At 58.4% G+C, this 21,689-nt stretch carries 21 protein-coding genes; 10 read left to right on the top strand and 11 right to left on the bottom strand.

Going from position 1 to position 21,689, the window contains the following annotated elements:
* Positions 1-338 (top strand): BrnT family toxin (locus SDD30_RS15945; RefSeq protein WP_434075924.1); only part of this gene is annotated, 338 nt, incomplete at its 5' end.
* A gap of 4 nt (positions 339-342) precedes the next feature.
* A complete protein-coding gene (locus tag SDD30_RS15940; RefSeq protein WP_434075926.1) occupies positions 343-663 on the top strand; it encodes a CopG family antitoxin in 321 nt (106 codons plus the stop codon).
* A 60-nt stretch (positions 664-723) separates the two neighbouring features.
* On the opposite strand, the gene SDD30_RS15935 is transcribed toward SDD30_RS15940, so the two are convergent.
* Positions 724-903, bottom strand: a complete 180-nt coding sequence (locus tag SDD30_RS15935) for a hypothetical protein (RefSeq protein WP_434075923.1) — start codon at positions 901-903, stop codon at positions 724-726.
* A gap of 422 nt (positions 904-1,325) precedes the next feature.
* Between SDD30_RS15935 and SDD30_RS15930 the strand changes: the two genes are divergently transcribed.
* The 6 genes from SDD30_RS15930 (at position 1,326) to SDD30_RS15905 (ending at position 3,546) form a co-directional block, all read left to right on the top strand.
* Positions 1,326-1,496 carry a BrnT family toxin gene (locus tag SDD30_RS15930; protein WP_434075922.1) on the top strand — a complete coding sequence of 57 codons (171 nt, stop codon included), beginning with the start codon at positions 1,326-1,328 and terminating at the stop codon, positions 1,494-1,496.
* 108 nt (positions 1,497-1,604) lie between these two features.
* Complete coding sequence (locus tag SDD30_RS15925) at positions 1,605-1,907, top strand: CopG family antitoxin (protein ID WP_062284405.1); 303 nt, start codon at positions 1,605-1,607, stop codon at positions 1,905-1,907.
* Between the two features lie 4 nt (positions 1,908-1,911).
* Complete coding sequence (locus SDD30_RS15920; protein ID WP_434075921.1) at positions 1,912-2,202, top strand: DUF2442 domain-containing protein; 291 nt, start codon at positions 1,912-1,914, stop codon at positions 2,200-2,202.
* A 114-nt stretch (positions 2,203-2,316) separates the two neighbouring features.
* Positions 2,317-2,664: a hypothetical protein gene (locus SDD30_RS15915; RefSeq protein ID WP_434075920.1), complete on the top strand. Its 348-nt coding sequence runs from the start codon at positions 2,317-2,319 to the stop codon at positions 2,662-2,664.
* A gap of 286 nt (positions 2,665-2,950) precedes the next feature.
* The gene (locus tag SDD30_RS15910) at positions 2,951-3,187 is read left to right on the top strand and encodes a DUF433 domain-containing protein (protein ID WP_434075919.1); all 237 of its coding nucleotides are present in this window, start codon (positions 2,951-2,953) and stop codon (positions 3,185-3,187) included.
* Positions 3,184-3,546 (top strand): DUF5615 family PIN-like protein, encoded by a 363-nt coding sequence (locus SDD30_RS15905; protein WP_434075918.1) that lies wholly within the window; start codon positions 3,184-3,186, stop codon positions 3,544-3,546. The genes SDD30_RS15910 and SDD30_RS15905 overlap by 4 nt, the downstream gene beginning before the upstream one ends.
* Before the next feature lie 48 nt (positions 3,547-3,594).
* Here SDD30_RS15905 and SDD30_RS15900 read toward each other — a convergent pair whose 3' ends face one another.
* From SDD30_RS15900 to SDD30_RS15855, 10 genes are all read right to left on the bottom strand, one after another.
* Positions 3,595-3,783 (bottom strand): ferredoxin, encoded by a 189-nt coding sequence (locus SDD30_RS15900; RefSeq protein ID WP_434075917.1) that lies wholly within the window; start codon positions 3,781-3,783, stop codon positions 3,595-3,597.
* Positions 3,784-3,841: 58 nt separating this feature from the next.
* The gene (locus SDD30_RS15895) at positions 3,842-3,928 is read right to left on the bottom strand and encodes an Ada metal-binding domain-containing protein (protein WP_434075925.1); all 87 of its coding nucleotides are present in this window, start codon (positions 3,926-3,928) and stop codon (positions 3,842-3,844) included.
* A 53-nt stretch (positions 3,929-3,981) separates the two neighbouring features.
* Entirely contained in the window at positions 3,982-4,680 is a 699-nt protein-coding gene (locus SDD30_RS15890; protein ID WP_434075916.1) for a thermonuclease family protein, read from the bottom strand.
* 148 nt (positions 4,681-4,828) lie between these two features.
* The gene (locus SDD30_RS15885; RefSeq protein WP_434075915.1) at positions 4,829-5,158 is read right to left on the bottom strand and encodes a hypothetical protein; all 330 of its coding nucleotides are present in this window, start codon (positions 5,156-5,158) and stop codon (positions 4,829-4,831) included.
* Positions 5,139-5,720 (bottom strand): DUF4760 domain-containing protein, encoded by a 582-nt coding sequence (locus SDD30_RS15880; RefSeq protein WP_434075914.1) that lies wholly within the window; start codon positions 5,718-5,720, stop codon positions 5,139-5,141. The genes SDD30_RS15885 and SDD30_RS15880 overlap by 20 nt, the downstream gene beginning before the upstream one ends.
* 141 nt (positions 5,721-5,861) lie before the next feature.
* Complete coding sequence (locus SDD30_RS15875) at positions 5,862-9,830, bottom strand: Eco57I restriction-modification methylase domain-containing protein (RefSeq protein WP_434075913.1); 3,969 nt, start codon at positions 9,828-9,830, stop codon at positions 5,862-5,864.
* Position 9,831: 1 nt separating this feature from the next.
* Complete coding sequence (locus tag SDD30_RS15870) at positions 9,832-12,684, bottom strand: DUF8741 domain-containing protein (protein ID WP_434075912.1); 2,853 nt, start codon at positions 12,682-12,684, stop codon at positions 9,832-9,834.
* Entirely contained in the window at positions 12,681-17,762 is a 5,082-nt protein-coding gene (locus SDD30_RS15865; protein ID WP_434075911.1) for a DEAD/DEAH box helicase, read from the bottom strand. The genes SDD30_RS15870 and SDD30_RS15865 overlap by 4 nt, the downstream gene beginning before the upstream one ends.
* Before the next feature lie 217 nt (positions 17,763-17,979).
* Complete coding sequence (locus SDD30_RS15860; protein WP_434075910.1) at positions 17,980-18,357, bottom strand: ECF transporter S component; 378 nt, start codon at positions 18,355-18,357, stop codon at positions 17,980-17,982.
* 85 nt (positions 18,358-18,442) lie between these two features.
* A complete protein-coding gene (locus tag SDD30_RS15855; protein ID WP_434075909.1) occupies positions 18,443-18,688 on the bottom strand; it encodes a MerR family transcriptional regulator in 246 nt (81 codons plus the stop codon).
* A gap of 861 nt (positions 18,689-19,549) precedes the next feature.
* Between SDD30_RS15855 and SDD30_RS15850 the strand changes: the two genes are divergently transcribed.
* A complete protein-coding gene (locus SDD30_RS15850; protein ID WP_435870347.1) occupies positions 19,550-20,863 on the top strand; it encodes an NfeD family protein in 1,314 nt (437 codons plus the stop codon).
* 26 nt (positions 20,864-20,889) lie between these two features.
* The gene (locus SDD30_RS15845; protein ID WP_434075907.1) at positions 20,890-21,618 is read left to right on the top strand and encodes a slipin family protein; all 729 of its coding nucleotides are present in this window, start codon (positions 20,890-20,892) and stop codon (positions 21,616-21,618) included.
* Positions 21,619-21,689: the final 71 nt, after the last annotated feature.

The following is a 21,689-nucleotide window of genomic DNA, read 5'->3' as shown; positions in this document are numbered from 1 at the left end:
TTTTGCATAGCTTAATGATTCCCCTTTCATCCCACGGCACGAGGCCGTGGGTTTTCAGGGGGCTAATTTTTATAAAGTGTTTTGAGTGGGATGCGGGCAACGTAAACCACATTGCCAGGCACAATGTAAAGCCGGACGAAGTGGAAGAGGTCTTTTGGGATGACCCTTCCTACCGAAAAGCCCGGTCGAGACTGATGACAGCGCTGGGGCGCACTTACGGTGGGCGCTATCTCTTCGTGGTATTTGCGTTAAAGCCCGGCGGGACAGCCCGTGTAGTTACCGCCAGGGACATGAGCGCGTCAGAAAGGCGCTTCTACCGGCGGGAAAAAGGAGAGTGACATGATGCCGAAGAAAGAGCTGCCGGAATTTAAAGGCGACAGGATACCGGAATTCGCCAGCGAGGAAGAAGAGCGGGAGTTCTGGGACAGCCACAGCTTTGCGGAAGCAATGGAGCGGGGCGTGCTGGAACCGGTGGAAGAGCCTGTAGAGCTGGGCCCGGAACTCAAGGCCAGGCTGAAGACGAAACGTGTCACCCTGCGCCTGCGGGTATCCCAGATCGAAGCGGCCAAGGAGATCGCCAGGAAGAAGGACATCCCCTACCAGACGCTCATACGCTCCTGGATAGCCGAGGCCATCCAGCGGGAGCGGAAGGAGCGGGCATAAGGGGATAAGAAGACGCGGTAGCGAGGAGCGGCCATGATGGGGCCGCTTTTTTTTATATTGTTAGGCGGCAAAAATACTGTTCGCCTGAGCCGCACCGGAGATGTACGGCTTCGGTAACGTTGACGCAAGCGCCACGCTAATGCCATAGCTGATGCGGTCAAAAGAGTTCGGCCAAGCGGCGACGGTTTTATCGCGGTTTTCAGTCTGCTCGCAATAATGGCGGCAGGTTTTATATGCCAACGCCGGCGGCACTACCGCCCAGGGGCAGGCCTCCCAGGGCCACACCCAGGCCCAGGGCCAGGGGGGCCAACCCCCTGGGAGCCAGGGACAAAACCAGCCCCAGCACACCGGGCAGGGGCGGGGCCAGAACAACGGCCTGGAGGCCGCCGTCTTCACGGTCCTGGAGGCCAGGCCGGGCAGCTCGCCTGGCATCGTCAGGGCCTGGTGCGAAGGGCCGGAAGGGAAGGTAGCCGTCGATGGTAAAACGGTGCCGGTGAGGCCCTCGCCGGGGCCGTGGGTAAGAAGGTCCAAGTTAGGTACCGCCACGGAAACAAAGGGTTAATTGCCGTAGAAGTCAGACCGGTTTTGTAGTTGACAAGGCCAAACAGGAGTGGATTGACATCGGCACGACGGAAAGACTATACTAAAAGAGGGTGCGGCGAGTGCTAAAGATAAAGGGCTTTAAGTGGGATGCACGGAATATTGGTCATATTGCCAAACATGGAGTGCGACCCGAGGAAGCCGAAGAAGTGTTTTTAATGAGCCACTTTTCCGGAGGGGCCGCGGCGGAACTTACACGGCGCTTGGCCCTACGGACGACGGGCGGCTGCTGACGGTAATATACGCTGTCAGGCCGGGCGGCGAGGTCTACGTGGTGACGGCCCGCGATATGGACCGCAAAGAAAGGCGGCTTTACCGCCGCGAAAGGAGGCACTGAGGTAGTGAAGACAGAAAAGACATTGCCGGAATTCAAGAATGAACAGGAGATGGCCGAATTCTGGGATAACCACAGCGTGGCGGACTACTGGGACCAGCTTGAGCCGGAAGAGGTCGAGCTGGCCCCAGAGCTGGCGGCAAAGGCTGCTGAGCGGCAGAAGACCAAACGCATTACCTTACGCTTGCGGGTTTCTCAGATTGAAACGGCTAAAGAAATTGCGAGGAAGAAGGACATCCCCTATCAGACCCTCATGCGGTCGTGGATCGCTCAGGGGATAGAGCGCGAGCTGGCCGGAGGGGAGAGGTAGGCGGATGCCCGGCGAAAGTATCGAGAGCATGGGCCATGAGGTTCGCAGCGCGTATCCCGTTGGGAACCACCACCTGATCCTGGAATTTGAAACCGGGGAGTACCGGGTGGTGGACATCCGCTCCTTTATAAAGGGTCCGGCGTTCGAACCCCTGAAAGACCCGGCGTTTTTCAGGCAGGTGAAGGCGGACCCCGAATCGAGGACGGTAGCGTGGCCCAACGGGGCGGACATATGTCCGGACGTGCTGTACGCCGAGAGTGTCCCGCTCGAGCTGCCGAAAGAAATCGGCGCGTAGAGCAAAAGGATGAGCGACCTTTCGTGGGCGGCCTGTCTTCCCAGGCCGCTCTTCGTTTATAACGGGCCAACGACCGGCCCGCCAGGACCGTTCTACAAAAGGGAGGAGCTAAAGTTGACCGGCGAAAAAAGTCAGCCAGTCAAAAAAACCCTGACCGTCGAGGAAGTTTTCAGGAAGGCCGAGCTGGAGCGCCGCGTCCAGGAGCCGGTGGAAAAGGCCGTCCGGGACAGGATCTCCATGGTGGCGGCCGCGAAAGCGGAAGGCAGAGCAGAAGGTATGGTGGAGGCAAAACAGGAAGCCGTCCTCTGGTACCTGAAGAAGAGGTTTGGCGGCGTCGCCTGTGGGGATAAAATACGGCAGGTAAAGGACGTCGAAACCCTCGACAGGCTCTTTGACAGTTTGCTTGACGCCGGAACCCCGGAAGAAGCCGAGGAAGTCATATCTCGCATGTTGCCGCAATAGCGGCTTGCGGTTTAAAGGGATAGACTGCCGAATTTCCTGAGCGGAAAGCGGGGCCCGGCACTTAAATGTTTTCTGGGAGTGCTGGAAAAGATATGTCTTTGCCGGATATAATATTGGCAGAAGTGAATCAGGACTCAGTCATAGAAGGCCGCAACCAGCGAAACGTGGCTATTGTAAATCGATTTGCAGAGGCTTGCTCCGAAATACCGGTTAAAAGCTGGCTGTTGAGCACTTCTTAACTATCACCAGCGAAAGCAAGATGTTTGTCAAAGGGGGAAAGCGTACAGTGGCACATGGTTTAATTAAATCCGATCCCAAAATCCTCATGGGGAAACCCATGATTGCCGGGACCAGGATACCCGTAGAGCTTATTCTTGAGAAGCTTGCGGCTGGCGAGACGGCGGAACAAATTATGCAGGCCTACCCGCGCCTCACTGAAGAGGGAATACGGGCAGCTCTGGCATTCGCCGCAAAAGCTATTCGTGCTGATGTAATTTATCCAGTACAAGAGGTGGCTGAATGAGATTTCTGGCCGATGAGAACGTAGACCGCGAGATTGTTGTTGAGCTTAGAAAGCGCGGGTACCAGGTCACCTATGTGGCAGAGATGGACCCAGGTATCTCAGACGACACACTTTTGGATTTGGCCAATAAAGAGAAGGCAATACTGATAACAGCGGACAAGGACTTTGGGGAAATTGTCTTCAGACAGCAACGCGTGACTGAGGGTGTTGTCTTAGTGAGACTTTCCGGCCTGCCGCAAGAGGTTAAGGCCAGGTTGGTGGTTTTATCTATTGAGAAGCACCTTACGGAAATTACAGGATCCTTTACCGTGATTACCCGTAACCACATCCGCATTAGAAAGATAAAGCCCGTCCTGTGACTGGGACGGGAAATTTTGAATTAAATCGGTCCGCTTTGTTTGCTCGCTCTATATTTCCCTTATCGCCCCGCCCGAGCAGGAATCCACGGCCTCGCGGACGCAGTCTTCGAGGTCCTCGGGCACCTCGTCAACAGTCACGCGCGATAAGCCCTCGTCGTCCCAGTCGAAAACTTCGGGACATAGATCTACGCAGGCCCCGCAGCCCGTGCAGAGGTCTTGATCAATATAGACCCTCACCTCATACTCCCTCCCCCACAGGTTAGTTTCGGCTTAACCGCCAAAGGGAACAAGATATTCAAGGCCTGCACACCCTGCATGGCCTGTACCCGGCATTCAGGGCCTCTTCCCTGCTCCCGAACTGTACCCGGTTCTGCGGCGCTATCTTCTGCGCCCACTCGCACGTGGGCAGGTGGAAGACCTTCGACCTGGCGTTGCCTATGTATGTGTACCGCTATTCTGCTTCTGGGCCCCGCTGCCCGGTGCCGGGACGGGTGCTACGCCCCACAGCCCCTTGTTCTGCTCCCTGGCCTCCCGCTGGAACTTGACGAACATGTCGGCGTACTTCACGTTGGGCGGCACGGTCATGACCTGGGCGTAGCCGTCCAGGAGTAGCCGGGCATTAAACATCTTGGCCCGGACTTCTTCTTCGGAACCGGAAGTAGGCGATGCCAGCCATACATAGGCCAGGAGCCTGCAGTATTTGTCCCTCTCCTGGGCGTCGAATTCCAACCAGACCTTCTTCCCCGTGAGCTGCCTTTCGGTGTAGGCCTTCGCCTCTCTGCCGTAGGGCTTCTCCTTTATGCCCAGGTCGGGGTGGCTTATCTCCGGGCAGTTGATGCCGATCATCCGCACCCGCTCGTCGCGGCCGTTGAGGTTCACGTGGACGGTGTCACCGTCGGAGACGGAGGTCACGGCTGCTTGGATTGTGCGGATTCCTGTCTGACCCGGCTCGGCCGGTGGATGCTGCGTCTGGGCCAGGGCCGCGGTGAATGATTGCTCCTGGGCCGCTTGATCTTTGACTGATGCGGGCTGGGCCGGTGGTCCTGAAGCACAACTAGAGAGCAACACCAGCGCGAGCGCTAGTAGGACGGTGGCCAGGCTGATGAGCTTCAACCGGGTCAGGCTACTGGGCAAGTCCGCTCACTCCCCCTGTACTTCTAAATAGGTCTGTAGTAGTGTAGTAGTGTTCGGAACAGCGGGACGTGGTGTTAGATTTCGAGGCACCGAAGTTCGCAAATAGCGTTTTCGTTAGTGGCCTTCCAAGTGAAGTGAAGGAGAATGTTTATGGGTTTGTTACGTGCCTATTTTCTGTCGTTTTCCGACCCAGGTGGAGTTTTTGTTTTTGTCCGCCATTTCTATAGCAAGTCCTATTTCTCTTTCTTTTTTGGGACCAGTACGCGGAAGAAAATACTGCTACGACTCCTGCAAGGCCAGCTCCTGCCAAGGCAGCACATATTACAGCATATCTCCAGTTAGGATCTACTCGCCTTATTTCCCAGAATATTCCCCAGAAGCCAATACCAGCCATTGCTCCCGTAACCATTGCTTGTAGATGGAAACAGGCAAGGACTTTCTTTATCATCTCTTTCATGCTAGTAAGTTCTTTGGTCACCCCTCCTCGCCAAGTTCCCAACTTCCCTGAGTTTTCTTTTTTCGGAGTAAGCGATCACTAAGCCAGCCAGGTACTGAAACTGTTCGTATATCTCGGGGGATTGGTTATCACGGCGTAGCCGCTCGATATGATCCTGTTGTATGTGTTTATGTCTCCAGGCATTTTCGATATAGTAGCCAAAAAGGTCATAAACATCCTCAAAGTAGATTACTTTCCGGCGTAATAATGATCCTAACAACTCAAAATAACCGAGGTACTCATCTAGGTCGATCTCGTCTAATTCATGAGGGAAAGTCTTATCTGATCCATCACAGGAAGGTTTTTCAAATAAAAGTTTCCAAAACTTTCTGTGGTGCTTCTCTTCAAAGTCCTTTTCAATCGCGCGGATAATCTTCCGACATTCGTTCCTGGTAAAAAACATTTCGTAAACATCAAGGACTATTCTTCTTGCTTCCCTTCTGGAAATGCTTTGTTGCACCCGCCAACCCAAGAAAGCTACTAGGGCAGCCAAAAACGTTGCTATTGCATTAAGCCATTCCGCCGAGCTTCCCACGGCGTTCATGTTAAGCTCACCACGCATTCCAACATGTTTAGTTTAGGGCGGCAGTTCTGAACAGAAAGCATCAAAATAGTTTACTTACCTAAAGGGGAACTATTAAACTACCTCATTACAATGGTCGTTCAAGCACCTTTGACTCCGCTTCTAATCGATTTGGTCCCACGCTTCCAGCACTAGACGCTTTGTGCGGTATTCGCCGTACTGGCGCTCTTCTTTTTCCATAAGCACGCGAAAAGTCTCGCCGGGAAACTCGGGGCCAAAGACGTCCTTAGGGTCGAGGATGTAGTGCAGCTCATCCCAGGTGAGGCCGTAAAGTCTGGCGTAATAGGCGTCGAGTTCGGCGCGGATCAGCGCGCGGCGCTCGGAATCCCAACGGAAGGGTGGGATCACTTCGGCGTCCGGATGGACCCCCGGCGCCCGGCCGCAGCATTCTTGCCAGCGGCGGGTGATCTCCTGCCGCAGCTTGGGCGAGCTCTCCTGCCACACGTCGCGGGCGAAAGCCTCCAGGTCCCAGGCGGTATAGACCAGCTCGAGCACGCGGGGGACGATGAAGAAGAGGTCGGATTCGGTATAGGCACCAGGCGGGAGGATGGGGAGTTGCTTTAAGTAATTATAAGTCAGGTGCATCCCACCAATCTTTTGCCGCGCCGCGAAATCGAAGACTAGGGCATTCACGTTCGCAATCAGGCAGGCAACGGCTTCGGTCTCAGGCTCTTCTTGGGTCAATATCATCAGCGGCGTTGTGTGCCCCACCCCTACCCGCGGCAGGACGGTGAAGATGGCGGTGCGCTCATTGGTGGCGTTAGTTACGTCCCTGAACCCCAATAGCCAGCCGTGTTTCCATGTACCAAGGCGCGCCTCCACTTCTTCCTCCCTCACCCAGTACCGCGGCAAGACGAAGTAATCCGGGTCGGCATATTCTTCCTCCCGCGGCGTGGGGAGGTGGGTGCTCGTGGTGTTTGGCGGCACGCCCTTATAAGTGCCAAAGCGGTGGTCGAACTGCCATATCATCTTGGCCTCGTAAAGGGGTAGCCACACTTCGCCACCACCCACAAAGCAAAGGCTATCGGGCCGGCCGAGGTCCCGGCCGCGCATGAGCACGTATCCCTGATCCTCCAGCTCCTGCGTCGTGCGGAAGAGGTGGCTGTCGTTGGACATATCAAACATGCGCATAAACCTGACGCCCCAAGGGTTCTTCCCCGTCTGCTCGTTCACCAGCACCGGCACGCGCCGGTAAATTTTCTTCGTAAGCTCGGCGTCCTCCCTGGTCCGGAAGACGGGACAGGTGCGGGTGTTGGGGTTAACGAGGGCTAGATCTTCCGGGTTCAGTTGAAAGACGCGACGGTCGTCGCGCAGTTGATCGGTGCGGGTGAGGAAGAAGGCAAAGCGGGCCGGCGCTTCTTCCTGGTCCGCGCCCTTCAAGGTGAGGAGGCAGAACTTGTAGCTTTTATGAACCCCGGGGAAGATACCTTCCCGATTCTCGAAGTCGTAGAGGCTGGCCAGCCGCCCGGTCTGCACAAGATTGGCGAAGAACTGCTTGTTGGTGTCGTCGGTGGCAATGCCCGTGGGTAGCACCACGCCGGTGCGGCCGCCCGGGCGGAGAAGTTGGGAAAAAAGCTCGGCAAAGACGCTGTAAGTGTTAATGTCACCGCGGGCGGTGAGCGGAAAGCGGCCGCTGGCCCGCAGGAACTTGCTTTGCGCTTCGGCAGCGTGCTTAGCCTCCTGATATTCCTCCCAGAGGGCAAGATTGGTGGCTGGCAGGGCCTTGATGAACCGCCAGCGCTCCGCCCTATTGAGGGCATTGGCAATCTTCGGGTCCCGGGTGGCAAAAAATTCTTCTTCCTGGAGCTTGATGCGCTCCCAAGGCGGATTGCAGAGCACCACGTCAAAGCCGCCTTTGGCAAACACCTCGGGAAACTCCAAGGGCCAGTGGAAGAAGCGGTGGTTTTGCGCCAGGTGCCAGGCCTCGGCAATAAGTCGGGGGTCCTCACGGCCGGCGAGAAAGGCCTCTAGATCCCCGCTAAGAGGAACGTGAGCAACGTCTTGGTCCAGCCGGGCAAAGAAGGCGGCGGTCCAGAGGTGGCAGGCGGTTAGTTGGCGCCAAAGAGGGGAACCTTCCTGGCGCGTTTTCTGATAGGCTTTGGTTTTCTGCCGTACCACCTCGGGCGTGTCGTCCGGGAGGTCCAGCACCGGTGCCGTTTCCTTCAGGAGGGACGCTGGATTGGCCAGTGCGGGAAAACGCAGCCTCAGCCTCATCTGGCCGGAGCGGTCTTCCCTGTTTCTTCTGACCAGGAAGCGCGCCACGGCCCTATCGTCGCCTTCCACGGGGGCATAAGCCTCATCCGGGATGCCCTTTTCCAGCACGGCCAGGTCGAAGACCCCCACTAGTGAATCGCCGCAGCGGATGCGGTGATCGAGGAAAGTGAGGGGCTTTCCGGGCAGGTGCCCTTCAATCCATAAGGCCACCTTGCAGAGCTCCACGGCCATCGGGTTTTTGTCCACACCATAGAGGCTATGGGTGATGACCTCCCGCACCGCCTCCCGTACTTCCTTCGGCGAAGGTTCGTCGGCTCCGCTGCGCAGGCGGGCCAGCTCCAGGCCCAGACGCCTGGCCGCTGCGAGAAGAAAATGGCCCGAGCCGCAGGCAGGGTCGCATACTTTTAGGGAAAGTATGGCCCCCTCCTTTTCTTCCCGGGTGTTCTTGCCGGCCAGCTTATCGTGCAGAACCGGAACCAGCGCGCTGGCCACCAACTCTTCTACCAGGGCGCGCGGGGTATAGTAGGAGCCGGTGGATTTGCGATCCGTGCCGGCCAGGAGGCTAAACGCCACCTCGGAGCCGGAGGCTTTAAGGTCCGGGTGGTAGTCCAGCAAGCTTTCATAAACGCTGCCGAGTTCTTCCACATCCAGAGCGGCGTAGTTAACCCGCCGCCAGGGAGCGCGCTCGTTTTCCTGGTACATGGAGAGATACCAGAAGGCCTCCAGGAAGGCCCGGTTGGTAATGAGCAGTTCGTTGAGGTCGTCAGTGGCCTGAGGGTCGAAGAGCGGGCCGTTGAGCGGGGGCAAGCCCAGCTTGAGCCCCGAACTTTCGTCGCTTAAAAGGCGGAAGGTGACCTTGGCAGCCTCCCAGAGGTCGGTGTGGTGGTTCCAGGCCCGGCGGTTCTCGCAAAGGTCCCGTAGCCGGCTGACGCTGTAGTGCTGGCGGTAAACGGGGTTGGCGGTGAGGAGCTCACGCTCCTTGGCCACCAAAAGGAACAGGAAGCGGTAAATAAGGCGCAGAAGCTCTTGATAGTACTTTGCCGCGTCCAGCCGGCCGGTGCGGACCTTTTCCCGCAGGGCTTCGTTGGCAGGATGCTCAAGAAAGGCCTGCCCGAGGATGGTAATGGCTTTCTCCACGCCGTCCCGCAAGCGGTCGCGCACCCGATTGCCCTGCTCAATGGTTTCCTGGTAGTAGCGTTCAAGCCAGCACCGCTCTGCCCTCTCCTGTGGCAGGCGGGAGCGGTGGGCCAGGCGGTAAAAGAGGGAAAAGTCGGCAAAGTTCTTGCCGCCAAACATCTCCCGCAGGTCGAACTCTATGTAAGTGGGCCGGCTGAGTCGCTCGGTCTGGCGCAGGAGCCGCAAGACGAAGCCGTTGGTTACTACTCCCCAAAGGCACTCGCTGCGGTTCAGATACTCCTGCACCAGGGAGTGGGGGGCAAGCCGGGGCCGGCCAGTCTCGGAGCGGCGGTCCAGGGGCTGCCGGCAACCCACGATGTGGACCGGCGGCGCTCCTTCGCCCTGGCCGGCGCGGTGAGAGATGGCATAGGTTTTTCCCTCGATTTCGGCTGCCCGGGGGGTAGAGACCAGCTCATAGCCAAGCAGGCTTAGAAGCGGTGACACCCACTGATAGCGGGTTTCGCTGGTGGCAGCATCAGTTTCCTGCAGGCGCTCCAAGCGGTGCTGGAAGGCCTCCCAGTGCTCAAGGGCCTCCTGCCAGGCGGAGGCAATCTCGTTTTCCAGGCGAGCACTCAGGCCGAAGTCGGCAGCAGTCTGGCCGGGTGCGGTGCCGTCGTAGATGCGGTCGAGAAGATCGGCGGCAATCAGCCCGCCTTCGATCCTTAAGCAGGGAAAGCGCACTTTACCTCACCACCCCTTGCGGCACGGGAAGTAGCACTAAAACCCCCAGTAGATCCGGGGGGAACTGCGGCCGTACCGCCAGGCCCCGGCGGACCAGTCCCGCCGCTACCCGCACCCGGCGGTGGGCCTCCAGCACACGCCGCGCTCGCGCCTCGGCCCGTTCTTTGAGGTACGGCAGTAGAACCTCCCACCAGTCGAAGACCTCGCTCAATACCTCCCGGCGCTCCTCCTGACTCACCGGCGCGTCGGGGCTAGCGGTAAGCAAGAGCCGGCGCGCTTCCTCTTCGGGCAGGAAGGCCAGGCGCCCAGGAGGGTATCCCTGTAGAGCGATCACGGCCACCTCTTCGGCCAGAAGCGGCGGGCGGTCGGGCTGCTCCAGAAGGTGGCGCAGGCGGAGCAGCAGGAGCACGGTGCGACGCTCCACCTGGGCGGTGCGCACCACCCCGCAGCGGGCCCCCGCCTGGCTGGCACCCGACAGGGCGCTTTCCAGGAGCCATTGGGCCAGGGCGCCGACAAAGGGGTGATTTCTCCCCAGCCATTCTGCGCCTTTGGGCGGCGGGCAGGCAAAGGAAACGCGCCAGGGGTTAGCTGGCAGGGCCTCATTCACCAGGGAAGGTAGCCTGTTCCCCGGGGGTGCGGAAAGAAGATAACTGCCGTCGCGAGCGGCCTCCACACCCAAGCCCAGGCGCTGGCAAGCGTTGAGAACGAATCGACGCACCGCTTCCGGATCGCCCAGCACCTCGTCGGTTTCGGCCAGCTCCTGCTTCACCTCGTCGAGCTTGATGGCTCCCTGGGCGAAGCGACTGCGGCTTTCTTTTTCCCGTCCGGCGGCCTCGTCCCAGCGGCGGTGGAAGTCCCGGACGGTATCGTCGTCAAACAGTCTCAGCTGTTCCCAGCGTGAGGTGGTCTCCTCCACCCGGGTCATCACCGCCTTAAAGACCGCTTCCAGTACGGATTCACTGTCCGCAGGCACGGGAACGGCCACGCCAAGGCTCCTCCTGATTTCCTCTGCCTTGCGCAGGAGCACTTCCAGCACGGCGCCGTCCACTGGATTGTCGCGGCCGTAAAAGCACACGGCGCGCACCTTTGGCACCTGCTGACCAAAACGGTCCACGCGGCCTTCGCGCTGCTCCAGGCGGTTGGGATTCCAGGGCAGATCGTAGTGGAGCACCGCCGTGAAGTGCTCTTGGAGGTTGATGCCTTCACTTAAGCAGTCGGTGGCCACCAGGACCCGCGGGGATTTTCTGGCAAGCTCTTCCACCTTGAGGCTGCGATCCTCTTCCGGCAGGTCGCCGGTAACCGCTTCTACCGCCAGGCCCGGGAAGGTAGGAGCAAGGCGCCGGAAAAGCTCAGCGGCCACGTACTTAGCAGTCGCGATGTAGCGACACCAGATAATGGGCGCATATCCTTCTCGCAAAAGCCGGGCCACAATCTCGGCGCAGCGCACCACCTTGGTGTCGGTACCACTGGCCATGAGTTCTTCGGCCAGGCGGGCAAACTGGCGCAGCCGGCGGCGGCCGATTTCGGGAAGCTGGACCTCGCCCTGCTCCACCACGCGGGAGGGCTCAACGTCCAAAGGCTCCTCATCCGTTGGGTCGTAGACCAGGGGGGCGTAGAGAGCATCGTCGGTGTCCTCAGGCCCCACCTCCGCCCCGGCCTTCTTGGTGAGGGCGGCCACGGCTGCCGCGGGGCTAGACATCACGCAGCGCAAGATGGAGAGGGCGGCCCAGTAGCGGATGCGCCGGCGCCAGCCAGAGAGGGTTTCGCCGGTGCGTACCAGTTCGCGGCTGAACCTGTACACTTGATCGAAAAGGTTCCGGTAGGCCGGGGAAAGGTCGTAGGTTTCCTCAACGTTTTCACGCTCGGGAAAGGAAGTCACCTCGTCCAGCCACTTGACTATGTCCGGGCGGCGTCGCTGCACAAAATGGCGGGCTAGTTCTTTGCGCTCCTCTTCGGCGAGGCGCCGGAAGTTTAGGTTGGCAAAAGAAGGCTTTAAGAGAGCCAGGAGCGAGACGAAAGATGCCTCGATGCCACTGTGGGGGGTGGCAGTGAGAAGCACTAGGTGCCGCTTTTCGTCGGCCGCCAGACGCCGCAAGAGTTCGTGCCGCTGCTGCTGGGCTCTTGAAGCCGTGCCCGGCTGGGCAGCACCGTGAGCTTCGTCCACAATGACCAGTTCGGGGCAGTGGGTCAGGAACTCCGGGCGGTGCCGGTCCGATTTGACGTAATCAATGCTGACCACCAGATGAGGATAATACTTAAAAATGCTGGGCTCGCCGGGAGGCAGGGAGCGCTCCAGGCGGCTTACCGTGCCGGAGCGGACCACCACGGCCTCAAGGTGAAATTTTTCCGCCAGCTCCTTTCGCCACTGGTTACAGAGGTATGGCGGGCAGAGGACGCAAAAACGGCGGACCTCCCCGCGGTCGAGAAGTTCCCGGGCGATGAGCAGGGCCTCTATGGTCTTGCCCACGCCCACGTCGTCGGCAATCAGGATCCGCCCCGGGTTAAGCTTCAGAGCCATGAGCAACGGCACTAGCTGGTAGGCCCGGGGCCGCACCGAAATGCGGGCCAGGGAGCGCAAGGGCCCTGCACCGTCGCGCAAGGTGAGCCGGGCGGCGTCCCACAGGAGCCTGGTGGCTACCGCGTCTCCGACGTTCTCCGGCGTGGGCAGGGGAAAGGTGGCGGGCTCCAGCCGCTCCAGACCAGCTTTCACCAGAGGGAGGTAGATGCCGCAAATTTCGCCTTCATCTCCGGCCAGCGGCCGCAAATAGACCACCTCCGGCTCCCTGGGCGGCAGCACCACCCATTCGCGGCCGCGGCAGCGTACAATGCTTCCCACCGCCGGTTGCGCGCTCATCTGCCTCTCCTCCCCTCGCCGAAAATGTCCGGATAGGTTTGGACCTGTTCCTCAAGGTCCCGGTCGTAGCTAATGACCACCACCCGGTAGCCGAAGTCCCGAAGTTCGGCCCGGGTTGTAGTATCCTGCTGCCTCTGGGCGGGTTCGTCGTGTACCGCGCCGTCGCAGAAGACGCAGACGTTGGGCTCGTAGAAGAAGTCGGGAATGCATGGGTAGTTGACCAGGGGTTTCTGCGCCTCGTCTGGCAGCCGCCGGCCGGTATGATAGAGCAGGTCAATAAGGCGCCGCTCCAGCTCTGAACGCGAATCCGTAAGGGAGCGCAGCCAGCGGTAGTGTTCCTCGCGGTTGCGGCCGCCTTTTACCGGCTCGGTGCGGGCGCAGCTCAGCCGCACCAACGCCTCGCGGACCAGACGCCGGTCCAGCCGCCCGTGATCGAGCTGGTTGGAGTAGGAAAGAAGGCAGCGGTAACAGGCTCGGGAGCAAGTTCTTTCCTCTTCGCCGGGCGTGAAGTGGCAGCGTTCCAGGGCCGCCCGTGCCACCATAGCCAAAGCGTCCGGGCCCTGCACCAACTGGCGCAACACCCCCACACCCCCTTCGGCAGCTTCCCAGTAGAGGATGCCGCGGAATGTGCCCTCACCAATGCGCTCGGAGGCCAGTTCCGTTTCTTCCACCTGGAACACCGTTTCCATACCCCGCTGCAGGGCGTACTGCAGGGTGGTCAGGAAATCTTCGTTTCCCTGCCAGGCGGGATCGAGGGGATAAACTAGCAGCAGGTTCTCGGTGTTTTTAACCACCAGGCGTACTACCTCCCGCGCGGCAGGAGCTTCAACCGGCCACTCTTCCGGTTCATCGTCTTCAGGAACGCTCCGCCAAATATCGCCGGTGTTGGGGTCTACAATAAAGTGTTCGCTCTCCGGACGGTGTCGCCACCCGTGGTTAAGGCGATAGAGGGTGGCTGACGGACCGTAGACCAAGCGCAGGAGGGGGTTATCGAGCTCATCGTAGGCCACGGCGCTTAGGCGCTGCTCCTGGCCCCCAGCAGCCCGGGCGAAACGGAAGTGGGTAGTCAATCGGTAACCGCGCCGCACCCGCTCTTCTTCCTCGCAGGTGATGCGTTCCCGCCGACGAGTCCGCACGCCCGGCATGTCCAGTACCACCGCCACCTCGCTGGTATCGGCGTCCAAGCGAGCGCCGCAATGGCTGCAAAGGTCGCAAGTAGCGTCGTTATGGAAATAGCCGCACACCTTGCAAAGCTTGACCGTACTAATCCGTTGGGAGAGACCTCCCGGAGGGGTGATGAATCTTCTCACCTCGTATTTGGCACCATTATGGTAGATGATGTTATAGGGCCCGAACTCGCGCAGGGCGAGAAAGCGTGGCCGGGCGATGTACTCTCCTTCGCCCCGGGGTACGTAGGCCCGCAACGGTAGCCGGGGGAAATTGTAGCCGGGCAAAAAGCCTTCGCTGGCCAGATAACGGTAGGGGTAGAAGTCCGATTCTTCAGCTCTGGTCTCGTTAATAAGGAGGTTGCGCTGCCGGTTTGCCTCATCCATAAGGCGGCGAGCTTCTTCTTGGTCCTCACGCCGGCGGGAGCGGTAGAAAATCTGTTGGGCGTTCACAAGTTGCGTCATGGCCGCACGGTAAAGTTCGCGCCAGCGCTCGAAAGCAGCGTTGAAGGCGCGAGGTGCGTTACAGAGGAGGTTTTCAAACCATTCCTCGGTGTACCAACCGCTGTCGGTTAGATCCTGCCCGCAGGCGGCCAGGATCTCCCGCGCTTCCTTTAAGCATTCGGACAGCCGCGGCTCGTCAAGCTCTATCTGGGCCAGCACTTCTTTTTTGAGCGGCAGCTCCGGCAAGAGGTCCGTCTCAATTACGTCGGCAATGGAGCTACCAAGGGAAAGGCCGGTCTTGGCCAGCCATACAGCATATACGTGGGCACGCACTAGGTCTTCGTTTCCTAGGTCAAGCTTGGGGCTGCGCACCGCTCCCGCCACCATAGCCCCCCGGTGGCGGAAGAAGTATTGGTCGTGGGCGCTGCGGGCTGCGCAGTAGGTCAGCACCAGAGCCGGATCGCCACGGCGGCCCGCCCGGCCGCTGCGCTGGGCGTAGTTGGCCGGCGTGGGGGGCACGTTGCGCAAGTGTACCACCCTAAGATCCGCGATGTCGATGCCGAGCTCCATCGTGGGCGAGCAAAAGAGGCACTTGAGGTCCCCTTGCTTGAAGCGCCCCTCGCGCTCCTGCCGCTCCTCGTAGGAGATCTGTGCCGTATGCTCCCGACCCTCGATACCGGCGAGATAGCGGGCGGCATGGCGGTAAAAGTCGCGGAAGAAAGCATTTACCTGGCGCTGAACCTCGACGTAGGCTGGGCTTTCTACGCGGCGGCTGTGCACCGGGTCCGGCGGGGGCGGGGTACCGTCACCCAGCCGCCACATGAGGCAGCCGGCCTCAAGCTGGACGTACTCTTCGTTTTTTTCCTGGGATTTTGTGAGAAGCCCATGGAAGCAAAGGATGTTCACTAGCTGCTGAAGAAACTCCCAGTAGGCTTCCGGTGATAGGCTGATTTCCCGCCGCAGGAATCGGCCGATGCGGCTTTTCTCGCTTAAGCTACGCTTCTGAAGCCTTAGGTCCGGCGTGCCGGATAGCACGAACTTGGCTGCAGGCCGAAACCAGTCCTCCTCCTCCCACCACTTTTCATTTATGTCCTGGTCCACCCTCCGCCGCAGCTGCTGCTGTTCGGTTTCGGAGAGGATCCGGGCGTTAATGGCAAGGTGCCGCCGGAAGTAGTCGAGGAAGGTCTTAACTAGCTGGTAGCGTTTTTCAGCGGGAAGCGAAGCCATGACCGGACAGGATTGCCAGCGAGCCTCGTTTTGGCAAAGCTCGGCCAGACCCAGGTAATCCACCACCAGAAGGCCGCATTGCTCAAGATTGGGTTGTACAATGCGCCAGGTGCGCTGCAAATCCTCGTAAAGCCGGTATTCAATAAAATCTCGGAAGGTCCGCCACATGCGGCGGCCCATAGGACTTTCGGGGTCGAGTTCCCGGTTTTTGGCTACGTCAGCCACGCTAAGCCCCAAAGCGGCCACCACTTCTTCAGTGATGTTTTCAGGCTCCAGTTCACCCTTGCTTTCTAAGGCACGGTAAAGGGCAGCCCGCAGGAGCGAGAAGCGCACGAAGTCGTTAAAATGGCCAGCTTGCAGCGAGGCGTCCTGGCGGTTATCGGTGAAGCTCAGCACCTTACGCTGTTCTTCTTTAATGCCATATTGGGCGGCGTGTAGTAAAGCCGACACACTTAGTACGGTAGTGGCGCTGCTGCGGCCTTCGCTGGAGAGCCGGCCCAATTTGCGGAACTCCCGATCCCGGCCACTATATACTTCGCCGCAGGCGAGGCAAAGCCGGAAGGGTTTGGGCTGGAAAAAGGCGCGAACCGCGCCGTAAGAACCTTCATCGGCCAGCGTGCCGTCGGGCTTTACCCATACCTCGCGTGGAACCCCGTGGCGGTAGTGGCTTTTCACGCGTCCCCGCTCGTCCAGCCATTCGGGGGGCAAATGCTCGGCGTCTGGCGCCCAGTCACCCACCTCGTCCGCCAGAACCAGGTAGCCTGGGCTAACCTCCGCCTCCGAGGCAAAAAACTCTCCATCGGGCTCGCGGGGTAGGAAAAGGCCTTTTTCCTCAGCCAGCCACACATCGTAATACGCCTGGCCGCACTGGCGGCAAAACTCTAGGGGAAAAAGAATTCGCTTTTCTTCGCCTTCAGGGGCGTAGTACTGGCCCTCCAAAGTAAGATAGCGTACAGCTGGCGGCTCCAAAGTGGCGTAGACTGCCTGGCCCTGGCAGACAAACTGGTGTAGTTTTAGGGCAAAAAGAGGGTTGTCGCCGTCAACCTTCCGGGTGGTGCCGCGCAAAAGGGCGGCACGGAGGGTCTCGCGGCAGCGGGCCTCCTCCAGCCCGGTGTCTTCGGCCAGCCTGCGGGCCGCCTCGGAGAGGGTGACGGGCGGGCAGCGCTCGCTCATGCCATCCGGTGCCGTGCGGAAACCCAGGTTACGCTCTATCCACCAGGTCAAAGGATAGGTTTTGAATTCTTCTACCGTCTCGGGCAGCGGCTGGGAAAGGGCTTGTCGCAGCGCCTGAGCATCTACCTTCTCCAGCTCCGCCAGAGGACGAAAACGTTCTTCAATGACATTTTCCGCCGGCACAACTACGCCGAAAATCTTGCTCGCAAAGTCGGCCACGGCTTGGCGGCGCTCGCCGGCACCTATTTCTTTACCACTGACCATTGTGGCACTGGTACCGATGCAGATCAGGTCCGGGTTGCCACAACGCTGGCGCAGGCGCCGGATCAAAAGGGCTACGTCGGCACCCTGCCGGCCGCGGTAGGTATGTAGCTCGTCGAAGACCAGGAACTCTATGCCGGCCACGGCCCGGTCCACGAAGAGCCGCTCCCGGGGTCGGACGAGGATCAGCTCGAGCATCATGTAGTTGGTGAGCAGGATGTGAGGCGGAGCTTGGAGGATCTCACTGCGTTTGGTGTCATCTTCCTGGCCAGTATACTTAGCAAAGCGCACTGGGAGCGGTTGCCTGGTACGGCGTTCGTAGCGTTCGGCCAACTCCTTCAGGGAGTTGAACTGGGAGTTTACCAGGGCGTTCATGGGGTAGACAATGATGGCTCGCACCCGCGCCTGGCTCGGGTCGCTGCGAAGCACCGCGTTAAAGATGGGAATAAAATAGGTCAGAGTCTTGCCTGACCCGGTGCCGCTGGTGACTACAAAAGGTTGGCGTTTAAGAGCGCACTCGATAGCGGCTTGCTGGTGACAGTAAAGGGCAAAGGGGTGGCCACTATCGTCGCAGAAAATGTCGGCACAGGCCGGGTGAAGCTTGCCCTGCCGACAAAGCTCGTCCACCGACGCTCCTAGCGCATAAGGTGGGTTAAGCTGGATAAGGGCTTCCGGCCACAGGGCCTCATTAGCGAACAATTCTTGCTCTACTAATTGGCGTATCCGCTCATCGTCCAGCTTAAAAAAGCTGCGCACGTAGTTCTGGTAGTCAGCCAATACGGTTGAGGCATACTCGAAAATGCTCATGCCATCCCCTCCCTAACTTTACACTCCGGCAGCCGGGCTGGCATATGCGATTCCGCCACAATACTTGGCAGGGAACACCCCCAGCAGCTACCCGGAACAGCACAGCCCTCAGTCCATTTCCTAATCCCCTTTTCCTGTAAACCCCACTGTCGGCCCCTGCTTACACCACCAGCCGGGGTTGAGCCGATGATCTGAACTACTTAGGCCAGCAACTTGTCTAGATTGACCCCTTCCGCTCCTGCTCTGGCAAGGCTTTATGCACGATAACCGCTATAACCCCTCCCGCCAGGGCCGTAAGCAATTGGGGGATCTGGAAAGCATGGGCCAGTTTGGGAGGCAAGACCAGGATAAATTTCAGCGCTAACACGAAGACCCCATACTTGCATACTGCGGCGGCAATGACGCCGACCCACGGATTAAAACTTGCCAGCAGGCCGAAGACTATCACCAGCGTAGCGTTGGCCGCCATTATGAACGGCGTTACGGGCTGGGCGAGCGGGGGCATGATGCCCCGCATGAGGGCGACCCACGGCGTCAGGGCGCCTATGACGACTCCGCCTCCCATACCTACGGTGAAAGTCGCCAAAAACAGCATCGCGTTTACCAGCGGGCCTGTACCGGCTGCGGCAGCCCGACCGTCTAAACTGCGACCGTCAAGACCAGAAGCAGGGCAGTCGTAGTCAGAAACCTGGTATTTCGCCGCATGACTTACCTCGCATCCTCAGTTTTTCCAGTAGCGTCCCTTTCCCGCTGAACGCTTGCAGCAGCGCTTCTACATCATTCCTCCTGTACCGCTTCTGGCCTGTAGGAAGGCGGACGGGAACCAGCACGCCCCTTTGCTCCCAGTTCCACAGGGTGCGGGTGGTGACCCGGAAGATGCTGGCCACCTCGCGCGGCAGCAGGAGTTCGTCGTGGCCGGTGGGCACGGTTCATCCCTCCTACAGCGCTTTTATTCTACAGGTTTCTGCCTTTTTCCTTCCTGGGGAGGAAAATTTTGAGCGTAAAAGCAAAAGGCAACCCATCAAGGCAATGTCTCTTGCCTTGATGCAGGTCCCCTTCATGCGCCGGGGATGCCGCTGATAACGTCGGGCTAAGACGGGGAAAAACGCTCAAGGCAACGCGGAAGGCCTCCGGCAAGACCTGCCTTCCACTACAGGACGACGGAGGCAAAATGCTTCGGCCTATAATACTTGATAAATATTTCGCATTCTTACCTTTAACAGCGGTGGAATAAAAATCTGAAGAAAAATTGGGTTAAACGCATATTTTCTTAAGGTAGCCCCTGTCGTTTGGCGCAAGCGGCCGATTTTTGTCGAAGGAATAAAATTATTTTCCGGGCATAAATGACCCTTCAGAACGCCAGCAATCGGTTTTAAAAAGGGTTATACAGGGGTTGATATTTCCTGGAAAACTCCTGGGAAGACGAGGGCAAAATTGCCGGCAAAGGGCCGCGCGGCTCCGGCAAATAAAAAACCGCTTAAAAATAAGACCCGCTTCGGCGGATAAGGCGGGTTTTTGCTCCCGCATGGGGGTTAACTTGACGGTGAAAGTCTGCTACAGATGAGGCAGCGGCGGCCAGTTAGCTAGCAAGGGTTTACATAACAAGAAAGGGTCCGGATAATGCCGGAGGTTTGTAGCAGGTAAAGCCCTGGCTCGATGAACAAAAGCCTCATAACAGGGCTAAGCCGTGTTACTCATGGTGGAAACGGGAGATAGAATGGGGGTGATGTTATCGCTTTCAAACATGGCCTTAGTTATGATACAATACCTTTAGGGGATGAGTACGAATGGCTAACTACTTTAGAAAAGGCCTTATAATTTTATTTCTTCTGTCGTTTTGCCTATCGCTGTTGTCTATAGCCTTCGCGGACACCTCCGGTGCCCGTCAGGTGGTGTACTTGTTGCGGGTGGAAGGCCCAATCGTGCCGGTAGTAGCGGATTATGTGGAGGAAGGGATACGGACGGCTGAAGAGAAAGGGGCTTGTTGTGTACTCCTGGAACTTAGCACTCCCGGCGGACTGTACGGCACCACGCAAGAGATAGTAGAGAGCATATTAAACTCCAGAGTACCTGTGATAATATATGTTTCGCCGGCGGGAGCCTGGGCTGGTTCAGCAGGTACTTTTATCACCATCTCCGCCCATGTGGCAGCTATGGCGCCGGGCAGCAGGATAGGGGCTGCCCACCCTGTGTCCGTCGGTGAGGAGGGTAATCTGTCAGACGTGCAGAAACAGAAGATTACCCAGGATGCGGCGGCCTGGGTGCGGAGCATTGCCCAGATGCGGGGTCGCGACCCATTACAGGCGGAGATGGCGGTGCTTGAGAGCAAGTCCTTTAGCGATGGCGAGGCTTTGAAGGCTAAACTGATAGACTTGGTGGCTGCTAACAAGGAGGAGCTTTTGCAGCAGCTTCATGGAAAGAAAGTTACTTTGATAGATGGAAGGAATGTCGAGCTTCAGCTAGCAGGTGTGCCGGTTAAACTCGTATCTATGAGCCCGGTTCAACGCCTGCTTTTTAAAATAAGTGAACCCAATCTTGCCTACCTCCTTATGACGGTTGGCAGCTTGGGGTTACTGATGGAACTATACCACCCGGGGGCTATTTTTCCAGGGGTGGCTGGCGGCATAAGCTTGTTGCTAGGGCTTTACGCTTTGGGTAGCCTGGATGCGCAGTTCGACGGGGTGCTCCTCATGCTTTTGGGCCTGTGCCTGCTGGCGGCGGAGGCTTTTGTAGTGAGCCACGGCCTGCTGGCTGGTGGAGGATTGGTTTCGTTTATCCTGGGGTCCCTCATGCTTTTTAGCAGCGGGCCGCCGGCCCTGCAGCTTAGCCTCAGCCTGGTGGGAATGACGGCCTTCAGCCTGGCCGTATTTGTGGCCTTTCTCCTGGGGGCCGTGTTCAAAGCCCAGCGGCGCCGTGTAGTTACAGGCCAGGAAAGCCTCCAGGGGGCCATTGGGGTAGCATTAACCGACCTCAAGCCGGAAGGAATAATTAGAGTGGAAGGGGAGAGGTGGAAAGCGGAAAGCCTAGAACCGTTGGAAGCGGGCCAAAAAGTGGTAATAATAAGCATAGAAGGATTGAAATTAAAGGTGAAGAGAGTGTAAAGCTTACAGAAAGGTAGGGTGTAGCTATGGAGAATTTTATTTCCCTCATTGCTCTGGTCATAATTATAATCAGCCTTGTTTCCTCATCCATCCGGGTGGTACAGGAATATGAAAGGGGGGTTATTTTCCGCCTGGGCCGTTATGTAGGGGTGAGGGGGCCCGGTCTTTTCTTCTTGATACCCTTTATCGAGCGCATGCAGAAGGTGGACCTGCGGACCGTGACCATGGATGTGCCAGCCCAGGAGGCCATAACCAAGGATAACGTCACGGTAAAGGTAAATGCGGTAGCGTATTTTCGGGTAATTGAACCGGCCAACGCCGTGATCAAGGTCCTGGATCATGTTCGCGCTACTTCCCAGCTAGCCCAGACAACATTACGGAGCGTCCTGGGGCAGTCAGACCTGGACGAACTTCTAGCTCACTGGGAACAGATCAACCAGCGCCTGCAGCAGATCATAGATGAAGGAACGGAGCCTTGGGGAGTAAAGGTGAGCCTTGTAGAGATACGTGATGTGGAGTTACCCCAGAGTATGCAACGGGCTATGGCAGCCCAGGCTGAGGCGGAAAGGGAACGGCGGGCGAAGATCATCCACGCAGACGGGGAATTCCAGGCGGCTACAAAGCTAGCCGAAGCGGCCCGGATTATTTCTGCTCAACCGGCTTCTCTCCAGCTGCGGTATCTGCAGACTCTGACGGAGATTGCTTCCGATAAGAGTAATGTTCTGGTGTTCCCGGTGCCTATAGATTTGTTGTAACTACTCAGCCACCCCAAGAAATTAAAAAATGATGCTGGACTCGGCGCTGCTTTTCATGTAGAATGGAACCA

Source organism: Moorella naiadis (nom. illeg.), assembly GCF_051020825.1.
Lineage (GTDB): Bacteria > Bacillota > DSM-521 > Neomoorellales > Neomoorellaceae > Neomoorella > Neomoorella naiadis.
Note: the sequence above shows the minus strand (reverse complement) of the source record. Positions and strands in the feature narration are given on the sequence as shown.